The sequence below is a fragment of the Tsukamurella serpentis genome (assembly GCF_054780975.1).
In genome coordinates this window covers 454699-468620 of the sequence record NZ_BAAGVH010000001.1, presented here as the reverse complement: position 1 = coordinate 468620, position 13922 = coordinate 454699, and the positions used below count along the sequence as shown (strand labels likewise).

Below are 13922 nucleotides of genomic sequence, written 5' to 3'. Positions count from 1 at the left end.
AACGATCACACTATGGTCAGACCATGGGGTCGGTTGTTCACCGATTCGCAGCCGTTCTCGGTGACGATCACGATGTCCTCGATCCGTGCGCCCCACCGGCCCTTCTCGTACACCCCGGGTTCGATCGAGAACGCCATTCCCACTTCGACCGGAATGTCGTTTCCGGCCACGATGTACGGCTCCTCGTGCACCGACAGGCCGATCCCGTGGCCGGTACGGTGCACGAAGTACTCACCGAGACCGGCGGATTCGAGCACCTCCCGGCCGGCGGCGTCGATCGACTGCGCGCTCACCCCGGGGCGGACCGCATCCACCGACGCCTGCTGCGCCCGTTCGAGTTCGGCGTACTTCGCGGCGACGTCCGGTGCCGGTTCCCCGATCGAGTAGGTACGGGTGCAGTCGGAGTTGTATCCGGACGGAAGCGGGCCGCCGATGTCCACCACCACCACGTCACCGCTCTCGATCATCCGGTCGGACACTTCGTGGTGCGGATCGGCGCCGTGCGGGCCGGAGCCGACGATCACGAAAGCCGCCTCGGTGTGCCCCTCCTCGACGATGGCGGCGGAGATCTCCTCTGCGACCTCCCGCTCGGTGCGCCCGGCACGCAGGATCTGCGGGACCCGCGCGTGCACCCGGTCGATCGCGGCGCCGGCCGCCCGCAACTGTGCGATCTCGGCCTCGTCCTTGATCATCCGGAGCCGGCGCAGCACGCCGGTCGCCAGCGCGACCCGAAGGCCACGGTCGAGCAGCGGCACCAGGTGCAGGGCGGGCATCGCATCGTCGATCGCCACCGTCGACGGTGCGGGCGTGCCGAGCAGATCCATCACCGAGGCGTAGGGATCGTCACCGTCGACCCAGTCGGCGATCGTCACCTCGACGCCGCCGGTGCCGAGATCGGGTACCGCGGAGTGGTTCAGGATCGCCAGTTCCAGTCGCGGTAGGACCAGTCCGAAGCCGTTCTCGCTCACCACCAGCGCGGTGAGCCGCTCGAACGACTGGCTGACGATCCCGGTGAGGTAGGCCAGATCGGGGCCGGGCGTGATGATCAACGGGGTACCCGCCGTTCGGGCGAGCGCACGGGCTTCGGTGAGACGGTTCGCGTACACCTGGGATGGGAACTGGGTCATCGCTCGATTGTGACACCATTCGGGGGTGACCAACGACGATCGCCCCCTGATGCTGCTCGACTCCGCAGGCCTGTGGTTCCGTGCCTTCTACGCGATCCCGGACAAGGTCCGGTCGGCCGACGGTCGCTCGGTGAACGCGCTGCGCGGCTTCCTGGACATGACCTCGCAGCTGATCACCGCGCACCGTCCGGACCGGCTGGTGGCATGTCTCGATCTGGACTGGCGGCCGGCGTTCCGGGTGGAGTTGCTGCCCACGTACAAGACGCACCGGGTGGCCGAGGACGGCGACGGCAGCGCCGAGGAAGTGCCCGACACCCTGTCGCCGCAGGTGGACATGATCCTGGAGGTACTCGACGCGGTGGGCATCGCCACTGCCGGCGCGGAGGGCCTCGAAGCCGACGACGTGCTCGGCACCCTCGCGGCCCGTGAGCGCCGGGACCGGGTGATCGTGGTGTCCGGTGATCGTGATCTGCTGCAGGTGGCCGACGACACCGCACCGGGAGTGCGCTGCCTGTACATCGGCCGGGGCCTGGCGAAGGCGGAGATGTTCGGACCGGTCGAGGTCGCGCAGAAGTACGGGCTGCCGCCGGGGCGGGCCGGGGCCGCGTACGCCGAACTCGCGCTGCTGCGCGGCGACCCGTCGGATGGGCTGCCGGGTGTTCCGGGGATCGGCGAGAAGACCGCGTCGAAGCTGCTCCTGCAGTACGGCGGGCTCGCCGCGATCCGCGAGGCGGCGGCGCAGCAGCCGTCACCGCTGCCGGCCCGCGCAGCCGCATCGATCAACGCCTCGTCGGACTACCTGGACGCCGCGTGGGATGTGGTGTGGGTGCGGCGTGACGCCGACGTGCAGCTCTCCGGCGACGACCGGATGCCGCGCGCTCCGCGGAACCCGCAGCGACTGGCCGAACTGGCCGAGGAGCTGCGGATCACCGCGCAGGTGGAGCGACTGCTCACCGCGCTGGCGGCCTGACCCGGATCAGGACGGGGCGCCGACGCGGTACTTGCCCTCGTCGTCGACAACCGTGACCTGCACCTTCTTCTGCTTGCCGCCGACGGTGGCATCACAGGTGAAGCTCTCCCCGGCCTTGACCTTCACGCCGTCGGTCTTGCACGAGACGTTGGTGGTGTCACCCTCGTTGTAGGTCTCCTTGAGCACCTTGGTGACGCCCTCGTTGACCTTGCCGTTGTCGAACTTCTTGCCGCCGATGAGGCCGGTGGCGAAGGCGATGATCAGCGCGATCACCACGATCGCGATGATCGCGGCCGCGGCGATACCGACGATCAGGCCGGTCTTGGACTTCTTCGGCGCACCCCCGGGAGCGGGCTGCTGGCCGAACTGCGGGCCGTAGGGCTGCGCGCCGAACTGCTGCTGACCACCGAACTGGTCCTGACCGTACTGTTGCTGCCCCGGCCACTGCCCCTGCTGGGCTCCGGGCCAAGGAGCCTGCGGGGATTGCCCCTGCGGCTGCTGCCCGGGCCACTGGCCCTGCTGCTGGCCGGGCCACTGCTGTGCTGCGCCCTGATTGGGGTCACCGCCGGGGGTGTAGGGCGGCTGTCCGCCGTACTGAGGTGCGATCTGCGTCTTATCGTGGGGTTGCTGCCAGCCCTGCTGGCTCCACTGGTTCGGATCCTGCGGGTTGCTCACGTGTGAAATCCTCCCCTGCCGACGCGCCCAGGCGGCCGTCTCCGTGCACCTGGCAGTCAAGATACCCGATTCTCAGCCGGATTCCGCGACGACGCCGCGCCGCACGGCCGCGATCGCCGCGGTGGCCACGGTCGCCAGGGCCGGTGCGGTCTCGAACGAGGTCTGTTTGATCTGATCCAGCAGGTCGATCACCTGACGGCACCATCGCACGAAGTCACCGGCGGGCAGGGGGCGGCCGCGCTCACCGGCGGCCAGCAGCACCGCGGCCAGAGTCCCGCCACCGGCCCACTGGTGCAGCGGAGCCACGAAACCGATATCGGGTTCCCGGCTCGGTTCGAGCCGGTGCGCGGCCTCGGCGGCGACGATGTCGGTCCACCGGTCGGCGACATCGCGGATCGCGGACCGCACCGCACCCGGCACCTTCTCTCCGGTGAGGATCGCGCCGCCCCGTTCACCACGGGATTCGAAGACCATGGTCGAGACGACCGCGGCCAGTCCCGCCGGGTCCAGGCCGTCGAAGACACCGTCTTCGATGCACTCGCACACCAGCAGGTCGGATTCGCTGTACACCCGCGCCAGACGATGCCCGGCCTCGGTGAGCACGAGTTCGGCGCTCGACGCCGAACCGGGGGCCGAAGCCAGGTACCCGCGGTCGCGTAGCAACGCCACGATCCGTTCGAAGGTCACCGCGAGTGACGAGGTAGTGGCGCGCACCGTCGCCGCCGAGGCCTGCACCTCGCGCTCGAGCCGGGCGTACCGCTCGGCCAGACGGTCGAGCTCGGGTGCGCGGCGGCCCGTGTGTGCCGGGTGCGCCCGCAGCTCGGCCCGCAGATCCGCCAGTCTGGTATCGGTGGCGGCCGGCCGAGGCGCCTTCACCTGCTGGCGAGGTGCGCAGATCTGACTGTTGCGCAGCGTCGACGCCAGATCACGCTTCCCTCGGCCGGATCGGTAGTCGGCGTTCTTGGGCACCCGGAGCGTTCCGAGAACGCTGACCTCACCGACGAAGTCGGAGGCGCCCACCCGGCCGGACCAGCCGCTCTCGGTGACCACCATCGGTTTCGGGTCCCGGCGGTCGCCGGACGGTTCCACCACCAGCGCCAACCCGCGGCGACGGCCGCCCGTGACCGCGATGACCTCGCCCCGGCGCAGCTCACCGAGCGCGGCCTGGACACCGTCGCGCCGATCCGCCAGGTGCTCTCGGCGCAGCGACCGTTCCCGGGATCGGATCTCCTCACGGACCCGCACGTATTCGAGGTAGTCGGTTCCGCCGGCGGCTTCGTCGATCTGGGTGCGCAGCGCCGCGAGATCCTTCTCACCGCGTTCGACCCGCTTCGCCAGTCCGACCACGGACTTGTCGGCCTGGAACTGCGCGAAGCTCGCCTCCAACAGCCGTTCGGCACCCTCCCGGCCGAGCCGGTCGAGGAGATTGATCGACATGTTGTATCCGGGCGAGAACGAACTGACCAGGGGGAAGGTGCGGGCACCTGCGAGCCCGGCCACCTCCTGCGGGCGCACGCCGCTCTGCCACAGCACCACCGCATGACCCTCGACATCGATACCGCGGCGGCCGGCACGGCCGGTGAGTTGGGTGTACTCCCCCGGTGTGAGTTCGACGTGCGACTCACCGTTGTACTTCACCAGCCGTTCCAGCACGACGGTGCGGGCGGGCATGTTGATCCCCAGCGCCAGCGTCTCGGTCGCGAACACCGCGCGGACGAGCCCCTTGACGAACAGTTCCTCCACCGCGTGCCGGAAGGCCGGGAGCATCCCGGCGTGGTGCGCCGCGAAACCCCGCTGCAACGCGGCACGCCACTCCTGATACCCCAGCAGGTCCAGATCCGCCGGTGAGAACTCGGCGACGTGCTTGTCGATGATCCGGTCGATCTCACCCGACTGCTCGTCGGTGGTGAGCACGACCGGAGAGCGCAGGCACTGCGACAGGGCCTGCTCACAGCCCGAGCGGGAGAAGACGAAGGTGATCGCGGGCAACAGGCCCTCGGCGTCGAGCAGGGCGATCACGTCCGGGCGCGGAATCGGGCGGCGGGTCACCTGAGGCCGGTTACCGCGGGCCCGGCGGCCGGTGCGGCTGACGATTCCGGGGTCGCGGCTGCGGTCGAGCGACTCGCGTTGTTTGACGTACCGCACCAGGTCGGCGTCGAGCACCAGGTTCTTCGCACCGTCGCCGGCGGTGCCGAGGGCCCTGGTGTCGAACAGGTCGAACAACCGCCGGCCCACCAGCATGTGCTGCCACAGCGGTACCGGGCGGTGCTCGTCGAGGACGACGGTGGTGTCACCGCGCACCTCCTCGATCCAGGCGCCGAACTCCTCGGCGTTGGAGACCGTCGCCGAGAGGCTGACCAGGCGTACCTCCTGTGGGAGGTGCAGAATCACCTCCTCCCACACCGCGCCGCGGAACCGATCGGCGAGGTAGTGCACCTCGTCCATCACCACGTGACTGAGACCGTCGAGGGCCGTCGAGTTCGCGTACAGCATGTTCCGCAGCACCTCGGTGGTCATCACCACTACCGGCGCGGACGAGTTGATCGAGGTGTCGCCGGTCAGCAGGCCCACGTTGTGCGCGCCGTACCGGGCCGTGAGCTCGGAGAACTTCTGGTTCGACAGCGCCTTGATCGGCGTGGTGTAGAAGCACTTGGTGCCGCCGGCCAGAGCCAGATGCACCGCGAACTCCCCGACCACGGTCTTACCGGCGCCGGTCGGGGCGCAGACCAGAACGCCTTTGCCCGCTTCGAGAGCGCGGCACCCGTCGACCTGGAACGGATCGAGGGTGAAGGAGAGGTCTGCGGTGAACCTCTCCAGTTCAGAGGACGTCATCGAACCCCGAACGCGGAATCGAGGTGCGCATCAGCTTGTCCGGCGCCCCGATCGGTGCGGGCACGCCTACACCGCCGTTCGACGATGCCGACGACGCTCCGACGGGCTGCGGCGCGGCCGGAGTCGGTGAGGCGGTCTGGTCGTCGAGGTCACCGTCGAAGACGTCGCCCTCGACCAGGCCCTTGCGTTTGGCCTTGATCCGGTCGTGGATGCGCGCGAACTGGATGGAGATCTCCAGCAGCACCGCCAGCGCTGCGCCCAGCGCGAGCATCGTGAACGGATCGCCCGACGGGGTGATCACCGCGGAGAAGATGAACATCGACAGCAACATGCCCCGGCGCCACTTGGTGAGCTTGGTGTACGGCAGGACCCCGACCAGGTTCAGCGCGACGATGAACAGGGGGAGCTCGAAACTTACGCCGAAGATCGCCATGACGGTGAGCACGAAACTGAAGTACTCGGGGCCCTGAAGGGCGGTGACCTGCGTTTCGTTACCCACGGTGAGGAAGAAGCTGAACGCGCTGGTGATCATGAAGTAGCCGAGCACCGCACCGCTGACGAACAGCAGGCCCGCCAGGGTCACGAAGGTCGCGGTGTAGCGCTTCTCGTTGCGGTGCAGGGCCGGGACGATGAACGCCCAGATGTGATAGAGCCACGCCGGACAGGCGAGCAGTACTCCGGTGGCGACGGCGACCTTCAGGCGCAGGTTGAACTGGTCGAAGACGCCCGTCGCGAGCAGGCGGCATTCGCCGTCGCGGGTGATCTCGGCGCGCGAGGTGGCCGGCAGATCACAGTACGGCCCGGTCAGCAGGTGGCCCGTCGACGGCAGGCCGAACGGACCGTGGCTGTACCACCAGAAGCCCACGACCGAGGTGATCGCGATCGCCAACAACGACCACAGGAGCCGCGAGCGGAGCTCGTACAGGTGCTCCACGATCGACATGGTGCCGTCGGGATTGACGACGGCCCGCCGGCGACGCGGATCGAACGGTATCTTCACTGAGGAGACGGGCTGCGATCAGGCCGTCTTGTGATCGGCGTCGGACGGCTGCACCGTCTGGACGTCGATCGGCTGGTCGGTGACCTGTGCCTGCGGCTTCTCGGCGGGCTTCTTCTCGCCCTCTGTCTTCATCTCGTCCATCTCACTCTTGAAGATCCGCATCGAGCGGCCGAGGCCACGAGCAGCGTCGGGCAGCTTCTTACCGCCGAACAGGATCAGCAGGACGACGGCGATGATGATCCACGCCCAGATGTTGTGGGTGAGCCCCATGGTGATGCCTCACTTACTCTGCGATTGCCTCTATCGAGCCTACCGGACTCGGGCTCCTGAACCACCCCGGTGACCAGTCCCCGGACATGACCGATTCATGAATAGTTCGCGAGGCCACCGGCGGCGCGCTGTGCGACCGCGTCGGCGAGCGCGGCCGGACCGAGCACCGTCAGGTCTCCGCCGAAGCTGAGCACGAACCGCACCATCCACGCCTCGCTGGCGTACTGCATCGTCGCGACCACCGCCCCGGGAGCCGGAACCGGCTCGTCGACCACCACGAACGGGTGGTATTCCAGCGCCCATGCCGCTCCCGGACCCACTTCCACGGTGGCCGTGGTCAGGTCTCCGGTCTCGGCACCGTCGAACAGGCCGGACGCCGGAGCCACGTTCTGCGGCACGGATGCGGGCTGGTCCAGTACCCGTGCCTCGTCGATCCGGTCCAGCCGGAACATCCGCAGCCCCTCACTGCGCCGGCACCACGCCTGCAGGTAGGTGTGCCCGTCGAAGGCGTCCACGGAGATCGGATCGACGTCCCGATCGGAGGCGGCGTCCCGGCTGGCCGAGTAGTAGCGCAGGTGCAACGCCCTGCCGTCGCGCACCGCCGCCCGGACGGTACCCGCGACCTCCGCGAGCTGCCCCTGGACCGGGGCGCCGTCGATGGACGCGACGGTATCGCGGCCGGCGCCGGCGACGGCGGCCTCGAGCTTCGCGATCGCGCGCAGCACCGCGGCCGGGTCGGCGACGCCCGGCGAGTCGGCCAGAGCCCGCAGCGCCAACAACAAGGAGGCGGCTTCCGGGCCGGTGAGTTTGAGTGGGCGGTCGATCTTGGCGCTGAAGCCGATGTCCACCCCGGCTTCGTCGTAATCGATCTCGATGAGGTCACCCGGGAACATGCCCGGCAGACCACACATGGTCAGTCCGGTGATGTCCTTACGCAGCTGCGCGACCGTGACGCCGAGGTCGGCGGCGGCGCGGTCGAGATCGGCGTCCGGGTGCGAGCGGAAGTACGGGATCACGTTGAGCCATCGGGCCAGGCGCTGCATCTGCCGGGTGGGCTGCTTGGACTGCGTGCTCATCCGGCCAGCGCCTTCAGCCGATCGATCACGGCCTCGCGCAATTGCGGCGGCTCGTACACCACGGCGTCCGGTCCGAGGCCGGTGATCTCCCGGGCCAGCCCGTCCACGGAGCGCACCTCCACCGTCAGTTCGGCGCCGTCCCGGTCCCGGAACCGGGCCTCGGTCTGCGCGGAGGCGAGCCGGCGCAGACCGTCTCCCCTGCCCCGGGCCACCCACAGCCGGGCGGTCCCCACCGGGTCGCGTTCGGCGACGGTGGCCACCACGTGCGCATGCAGGTCGAAGCCGTCGGGCGGCCGGACGGTGGCGGGCCGGGAGGTGACCGCGCCGCCGCGGACTCGACTGAGTTTGAACGTGCGAACCGCGTCACGGGCGACGTCGTGCCCCACGGCGTAGGTGCTGCCGCGGAAGGTGACCACACCCCACGGGTGCAGAGTGCGGGCCAGGTAGGGCTGCGCCGGGTTGGCGCGGTGCTCGAAACTGACCTGCCGCCGCCGGTCGATGCCCTCCAGTATCGCCAGCAGTGCCCCTTCGGCGCCGCGATCGGGCGCCATACCCGGCCCGGCACCGGCGCCGGGACCGTCGACGTCGAGGCCGCCGGCACGGAGTTTCTGCACCGCGGCCTGGGCCGCTGCGGACAGCTCCGGCGATTGCCACATCGCACCCGCGACGGCGACCGCGGTGGCCTCCTCCGGGTCGAGATCGATATCGCCGAGGGCGTACTCGTCGAAGGCGATCCGGTAGCCGGTGGCGGAGTTGATCCGGGAGATCGGCGCCACCTCGATCGGCACGCCGAGGTCCCGCAGGTCCGCCTTATCGCGCTCGAACATCCGCTCGAAGGCGTCGTCGTCGGAGTCCTTGTCGTAGCCCGCCACGTTCGCCCGGATGTAGTCCCGGTCCACCGGGAATCGGGTGGACAGCAGGCAGATCACCAGGTTGGTGAGCCGTTCGATTCGGGAAGTCGCCACGCGTCGATCTTACGTTCTATCCGCACGAATCGCTCACATCGACGCGATCAGACGCTCCACTCGTTCGTCGACATTGCGGAACGGGTCCTTGCACAGCACCGTCCGCTGCGCCTGATCGTTGAGCTTGAGGTGCACCCAGTCGACGGTGAAGTCCCGCCCGGCGGCCTGTGCGGCGGTGATGAAGTCGCCCCGGAGTTTGGCGCGGGTGGTCTGCGGGGGCGTCTTGACCGCCTCGTCGATCTCCTCGTCCGTGGTGATCCGGGCGGCGAGACCGCGGCGCTGCAGCAGGTCGAACACCCCGCGTCCGCGTTTGATGTCGTGGTACGCGAGATCGAGCTGAGCGATCTTCGGATCCGACAGTTCCATCGAGTACTTGTCCAGGTACCGCTGGAACAGTTTGCGCTTGATCACCCAGTCGATCTCGGTGTCCACGCCGCTGAAGTCCTGCGATTCGACCGCGTCCAGCGTGCGACCCCACAGGTCGACGACCCGCGTGAGCTGATCGTCGGGTTCCCGCGTGGCCAGATACTCGACGGCCTTCGCGTAGTACTCGCGCTGGATGTCCAGCGCCCCCGCCTGCCTCCCGCCGGCCAGGCGCACCTCGTGCCGGCCGGTGGTGTCGTGGCTGACCTCCCGGATCGCACGGATCGGGTTGTCCAGCGAGAAGTCCCGGAACTGCACTCCGGCCTCGATCATCTCCAGGACCAGGGTCGCGGTGCCGGTCTTGAGCATCGTGGTGGTCTCGGACATGTTGGAATCGCCCACGATCACGTGCAACCGGCGGTACTTCTCGGCGTCGGCGTGCGGCTCGTCGCGGGTGTTGATGATCGGCCGGCTGCGGGTGGTGGCGCTGGAGACGCCCTCCCAGATGTGTTCGGCGCGCTGGCTCAGGCAGTAGGTGGCGTGCTTGGGCGTGAGCAGCACCTTGCCCGCGCCGCAGATCAACTGCCGGGTCACCAGGAAGGGCAGGAGGACGTCCGAGATCCGGGAGAACTCCCCCACCCGGCCGACCAGGTAGTTCTCGTGGCAGCCGTAGGAGTTCCCGGCTGAGTCGGTGTTGTTCTTGAACAGGTAGATGTCGCCACCGATGCCCTCGTCCTGCAGGCGCTGCTCGGCGTCGAGCAGGAGGTCTTCGAGGACCCGTTCCCCGGCCTTGTCGTGTGCCAGCAGCTGGAGTACGGAATCGCATTCGGCAGTGGCGTACTCGGGGTGGCTGCCGACGTCGAGGTACAGGCGCGCGCCGTTCTGCAGGAAGACGTTCGAGCTGCGCCCCCACGACACCACACGACGGAACAGGTACCGGGCGATCTCATCGGGGCTCAGGCGACGGTGTCCGTGGAAGGTACACGTGACCCCGAACTCGGTCTCGATGCCCATGATTCGGCGCTGCACGTTTCGAACATACCCTCAGAGCGCGCCGGTCAGTCGTCGCCGTCGAGTTCCGGGTGTCGGCGGAAGTTGATCACCGCGGCCGCCAGGCCGCCCCAGACGACCACGATCGTGACGATCATCATCGTGATGGCTGCACCGCTCATGCTGTTACCTCCTGAGAGTTCGGTTCTGCGTCGGGGCCGGGCGAGTCCGGGCCGGCCTCATCACGGCCGCGGCGACCCGGGATCAAGGACATCCCCACACCGAACAGCAGCGCCGCACCCGCGACGCCCCAGCCGGCGGCCAGGAGGAAGTCCGTGGAGTAGCCGCTGTAGTTCTCCTTGAACTCGGAGAGCAGGCTGTCGACGCTCATCCAGATGAGCATGGCCGGCGTGACGACGCCGAGCAGCACCAGCCAGAGCTTGCCGATCCGGAAGCTGGACACCGCGTCAACGTGCCCCTGCAGCAGCGGCAGGATGCGCAGCACGTAGGTGGCGATCACGAGCGCGGCGAGCGCGGCCAGCACGATGCCGTAGGCGTTGATGAAGTGATCGACCGCGTCGAGGATGTACAGACCGTTCTCGGTCGGGAAGAAGGCGATCGAGACCGCCGCGGTCGCTCCGCCGACGGCCAGCACCGCAGGGACCCGGCCGAGGCCGGTGCGGTCCTGCACCGCGGCGACGATCACCTCGACGATGCTGATCAGCGAGGTGACACCGGCCAACAGGAGGGAGCCGAAGAACAGGACGCCGAACAGCGAGGATCCGCCGCTGAGCTCGGAGATGATCTGCGGGAAGGCGATGAACGCCAGCCCGGTACCGCCCTTGACGACTTCATCGATCGGCACCTGGGCCTGCAGCGCCATGAACCCGAGGGTGGCGAACACGCCGATACCGGCGAGGATCTCGAAGGCACTGTTGGCGAAGCCGGCGACCAGGGCGGATCCGGTGAGGTCGGCCTTGCGCTTGAGGTACGACGAATAGGTCACCATGATGCCGAAGCCCACGGACAAGGAGAAGAAGATCTGGCCGTAGGCCGAGCGCCACACCTTGCCGTCGGTGATGGCGGACCAGTCCGGCGTGAACAGGGCGTTGAGGCCCTCAGCGGCGCCGGGCAACAGCAGTGCGCGCACCACCAGGATCCCGAACAGGATGAGCAGCAGCGGGATGAAGACCTTGTTCGCCAATTCGATTCCGCGTTTGACGCCCAGCGCCAGCACCACTAGGGCCACTACCCAGATGCCGACCAGTGGCCACAGCACACCGGGCACGAAGGCGCCCAGGATGGCCGGGGCGTCGGCGACCTGGAGGAAGTCCTTCTGGAAGAACGAGGCTGGGTCGCTGCCCCACGACTTGTCCAGGGAGAAGCCGACGTACCGCACCGCCCAGGCCAGGATCACCGCGTAGTAGGTGGCGATGAAGAAACAGATGCCGACCTGCCACCAGCCGACGAAGGCGGCCGGACGCCCCAGGCGGCGCATCGCTCGCGGCGCCGAGGCGCGGGCCCGGTGTCCCACCGCGTACTCGAAGATCAGCAGGGGAATGCCCGCGGACAGCAGGGCGATCAGGTAGGGCACCATGAAGGCGCCGCCGCCGTTGTCGTAGGCCTCCTTGGGGAACCGCCAGATGTTGCCGAGTCCCACCGCCGAGCCGATCGCGGCGAGCAGGAAACCCGCTCGCGTTCCCCATTGCTCTCGCGGGCGATCGATCGTCGCCTCGGTCACTTGAACCTCCCTGTGTCACTCGGTCAACTGCTGCTGGTGTCGACCGTAGCGTTCGCCGGGCTCGAATCGGACGGAACGGCGGCAATCGGGCTTCTCGCCGGCGTGCTATGGAACCGTGTGCAGACTCAGCCGAGGAGTTCGGTGACCCTCGCGTCGGACAGTCGCTGGAAGGCGCGACGGGGACGGGTGTGGTCCAGGATCGCGACCTCGAGTTCGCCGGCCGTGAACGACTTCCGCTCCGGGGCCGTCGACGAGGCCGCCGCCGACGTGGTCTTCGACGAGGCCGACGAGCCCGTCGAGGAGCCGTTCGACGGTGCCTCCGCCCCGAGTGCCCGCACCGCGAGTCCCAGTGCCGCAACGAGATCCAGGCCCTCCCGGTAGCCGTCGGTGAGTTCCGGGGTGATCGACTCGGTCTGCCCGCCCATGACCACGAACTGCTTCTCATCACCCACCGAGCCGTCGTAACCGACCCGGTACAGCCGCGACGCGGTGACCTCGGGAGTACCGACCTCGGCGACGCACAGCTCGACCTCGTAGGGCTTGGCCTGCTCGGTGAACACGGTTCCCAGAGTGGACGCGTAGGCATTGGTCAGCGACCAGCCGGTCACATCACGCCGGGAGTACTGGTAGCCGCGGGTATCGGCGAACTGGATCCCGGCCCGGCGCAACGACTCGAACTCGTTGTACTTGCCGACCGCGGCGAAACCGATCCGGTCGTAGATCTCACTGATCTTGTTCAGCGAGCTCGGGTTGTCCGCGACGAACAGCACGCCGTCGGCGTACTTGAGCACCACGACACTGCGTCCCCGCGCGATCCCCTTGCGCGCCAATTCGGAACGGTCGCGCATGACCTGCTCGGCCGACGCGTAGTACGGAAAGGTCACGGCAGTTCCTCTCCCGCGGTGCGACGGGCGACCACCCGCTCGGTGGCGGCCGCCACCTCGGTCTCGGCGAGTTCGACGGCGCCGTCGGCGGTGATCGCGATCGCCGTCGGGTAGAGCCCGCGAAGCACGTCCGGTCCGCCGGTCGCGGTGTCGTCGTCGGCGGCGTCGAACAGGGCCTCGGCGGCGACGTCGAGCGCACCGTCGGCATCGAGACCGGCCCGGAACCGCTTCTTGATCGACGACTTGGCCCAGGCCGAGCCGGAACCGATGGCGTGGAAGCCGGTCTCGTCGTGCCAGTCACCGGTCACGTCGTAGGAGACGATGCGTCCGTGGGAGGTGAGCTCGTCGAAACCGACCAGCAGCGGTACCGCTACCAGACCCTGCAGGGCCGCACCGAAATTGCTGCGGACCATGCCGCCCAGTCGGTTCGCCTTGCCCTCGAAGGTGAGTGGGATCCCTTCGATCTTCTCGTAGTGTTCGAGCTCCACCGTGAACAGTTTGACGATCTGCTTCGCGATCCCGGCGGTACCGGCGATACCGACCGCGGTCAGGTCGTCGGCGACGAAGGTCTTGACGATGTCGCGTTGGGCGATCAGGTTGCCCATGGTGGCGCGCCGGTCACCGGCGATCAGCACACCGCCGGCGAACGCCACTGCGACGATGGTGGTGCCGTGCGGGATCTCCCCCGCACCGTCGGACCCGGCGGCGCGACCGGGCAGCGCATCGGGCGCCACCGCAGCGAGGTGTTCGACGAACGACGAACCGCCGGGCAGGCGCGTCACTGGCCGCCCTTCTGCACGTACGCGCGGACGAAGTCCTCGGCGTTCTCCTCGAGCACGTCGTCGATCTCGTCGAGCAGATCGTCCGTCTCGTCGGTCAGCTTGTCGATGCGTTCCTGGCCCGCTCCCGAGGGCGCGCCCGCAAGATCGTCGTCGTCCGAACCGCCACCGCGCTTGACCTGATCCTGAGCCATCTCGCTGCCTCCTTAGCGACCGTGCCCGGGGTATTCGCCCGGTGATTCAACACTAC

At 68.5% G+C, this 13922-nt stretch carries 14 protein-coding genes; 1 reads left to right on the top strand and 13 read right to left on the bottom strand.

The window, feature by feature from the left end; translation table 11 throughout:
* Window positions 1-5: 5 nt before the first annotated feature.
* Window positions 6-1127 (bottom strand): M24 family metallopeptidase, encoded by a 1122-nt coding sequence (locus ACYVHG_RS02210; RefSeq protein ID WP_461165785.1) that lies wholly within the window; start codon window positions 1125-1127, stop codon window positions 6-8.
* Between the two features lie 49 nt (window positions 1128-1176).
* Here ACYVHG_RS02210 and ACYVHG_RS02205 point away from each other — a divergent pair, with 49 nt between their 5' ends.
* The gene (locus tag ACYVHG_RS02205; protein ID WP_461165854.1) at window positions 1177-2097 is read left to right on the top strand and encodes a 5'-3' exonuclease; all 921 of its coding nucleotides are present in this window, start codon (window positions 1177-1179) and stop codon (window positions 2095-2097) included.
* A gap of 6 nt (window positions 2098-2103) precedes the next feature.
* Here the strand turns inward: ACYVHG_RS02205 and ACYVHG_RS02200 are convergent, their stop codons facing one another.
* The 12 genes from ACYVHG_RS02200 to ACYVHG_RS02145 form a co-directional block, all read right to left on the bottom strand.
* A complete protein-coding gene (locus tag ACYVHG_RS02200) occupies window positions 2104-2772 on the bottom strand; it encodes a DUF4333 domain-containing protein (RefSeq protein ID WP_461165784.1) in 669 nt (222 codons plus the stop codon).
* 72 nt (window positions 2773-2844) lie between these two features.
* Complete coding sequence (locus ACYVHG_RS02195; protein WP_461165783.1) at window positions 2845-5604, bottom strand: DEAD/DEAH box helicase; 2760 nt, start codon at window positions 5602-5604, stop codon at window positions 2845-2847.
* A complete protein-coding gene (gene tatC / locus ACYVHG_RS02190; protein ID WP_461165782.1) occupies window positions 5591-6604 on the bottom strand; it encodes a twin-arginine translocase subunit TatC in 1014 nt (337 codons plus the stop codon). Before tatC ends, ACYVHG_RS02195 begins: the two co-directional genes overlap by 14 nt.
* A gap of 18 nt (window positions 6605-6622) precedes the next feature.
* The gene (gene tatA / locus ACYVHG_RS02185) at window positions 6623-6874 is read right to left on the bottom strand and encodes a Sec-independent protein translocase subunit TatA (RefSeq protein ID WP_461165781.1); all 252 of its coding nucleotides are present in this window, start codon (window positions 6872-6874) and stop codon (window positions 6623-6625) included.
* Window positions 6875-6969: 95 nt separating this feature from the next.
* Window positions 6970-7950 carry a helix-turn-helix transcriptional regulator gene (locus tag ACYVHG_RS02180; RefSeq protein WP_461165780.1) on the bottom strand — a complete coding sequence of 327 codons (981 nt, stop codon included), beginning with the start codon at window positions 7948-7950 and terminating at the stop codon, window positions 6970-6972.
* Window positions 7947-8915, bottom strand: a complete 969-nt coding sequence (locus ACYVHG_RS02175; RefSeq protein ID WP_461165779.1) for a helix-turn-helix transcriptional regulator — start codon at window positions 8913-8915, stop codon at window positions 7947-7949. Before ACYVHG_RS02175 ends, ACYVHG_RS02180 begins: the two co-directional genes overlap by 4 nt.
* 33 nt (window positions 8916-8948) lie before the next feature.
* The gene (pafA, locus tag ACYVHG_RS02170; RefSeq protein WP_461165778.1) at window positions 8949-10307 is read right to left on the bottom strand and encodes a Pup--protein ligase; all 1359 of its coding nucleotides are present in this window, start codon (window positions 10305-10307) and stop codon (window positions 8949-8951) included.
* 29 nt (window positions 10308-10336) lie between these two features.
* Window positions 10337-10450: a methionine/alanine import family NSS transporter small subunit gene (locus ACYVHG_RS02165; protein ID WP_461165777.1), complete on the bottom strand. Its 114-nt coding sequence runs from the start codon at window positions 10448-10450 to the stop codon at window positions 10337-10339.
* A complete protein-coding gene (locus tag ACYVHG_RS02160) occupies window positions 10447-12009 on the bottom strand; it encodes a sodium-dependent transporter (protein ID WP_461165776.1) in 1563 nt (520 codons plus the stop codon). The genes ACYVHG_RS02165 and ACYVHG_RS02160 overlap by 4 nt, the downstream gene beginning before the upstream one ends.
* Window positions 12010-12134: 125 nt before the next feature.
* Entirely contained in the window at window positions 12135-12893 is a 759-nt protein-coding gene (gene prcA / locus ACYVHG_RS02155) for a proteasome subunit alpha (protein ID WP_461165775.1), read from the bottom strand.
* Window positions 12890-13675, bottom strand: coding sequence for a proteasome subunit beta (gene prcB, locus ACYVHG_RS02150; protein WP_461165774.1), 786 nt, complete (start codon window positions 13673-13675; stop codon window positions 12890-12892). The genes prcA and prcB overlap by 4 nt, the downstream gene beginning before the upstream one ends.
* Entirely contained in the window at window positions 13672-13866 is a 195-nt protein-coding gene (locus tag ACYVHG_RS02145) for a ubiquitin-like protein Pup (protein WP_461165773.1), read from the bottom strand. The genes prcB and ACYVHG_RS02145 overlap by 4 nt, the downstream gene beginning before the upstream one ends.
* Between the last annotated feature and the right edge of the window lie 56 nt (window positions 13867-13922).

What these genes read in the sequence shown, in the direction of transcription:
- ACYVHG_RS02145 (WP_461165773.1), bottom strand. Translation starts at nt 13,866, where the DNA reads ATGGCTCAGGATCAGGTCAAGCGCGGTGGCGGTTCGGACGACGACGAT.
- ACYVHG_RS02205 (WP_461165854.1), top strand. Translation starts at nt 1,177, where the DNA reads ATGCTGCTCGACTCCGCAGGCCTGTGGTTCCGTGCCTTCTACGCGATC.
- ACYVHG_RS02210 (WP_461165785.1), bottom strand. Translation starts at nt 1,127, where the DNA reads ATGACCCAGTTCCCATCCCAGGTGTACGCGAACCGTCTCACCGAAGCC.
- tatA (WP_461165781.1), bottom strand. Translation starts at nt 6,874, where the DNA reads ATGGGGCTCACCCACAACATCTGGGCGTGGATCATCATCGCCGTCGTC.
- ACYVHG_RS02195 (WP_461165783.1), bottom strand. Translation starts at nt 5,604, where the DNA reads ATGACGTCCTCTGAACTGGAGAGGTTCACCGCAGACCTCTCCTTCACC.
- ACYVHG_RS02165 (WP_461165777.1), bottom strand. Translation starts at nt 10,450, where the DNA reads ATGAGCGGTGCAGCCATCACGATGATGATCGTCACGATCGTGGTCGTC.
- ACYVHG_RS02180 (WP_461165780.1), bottom strand. Translation starts at nt 7,950, where the DNA reads ATGAGCACGCAGTCCAAGCAGCCCACCCGGCAGATGCAGCGCCTGGCC.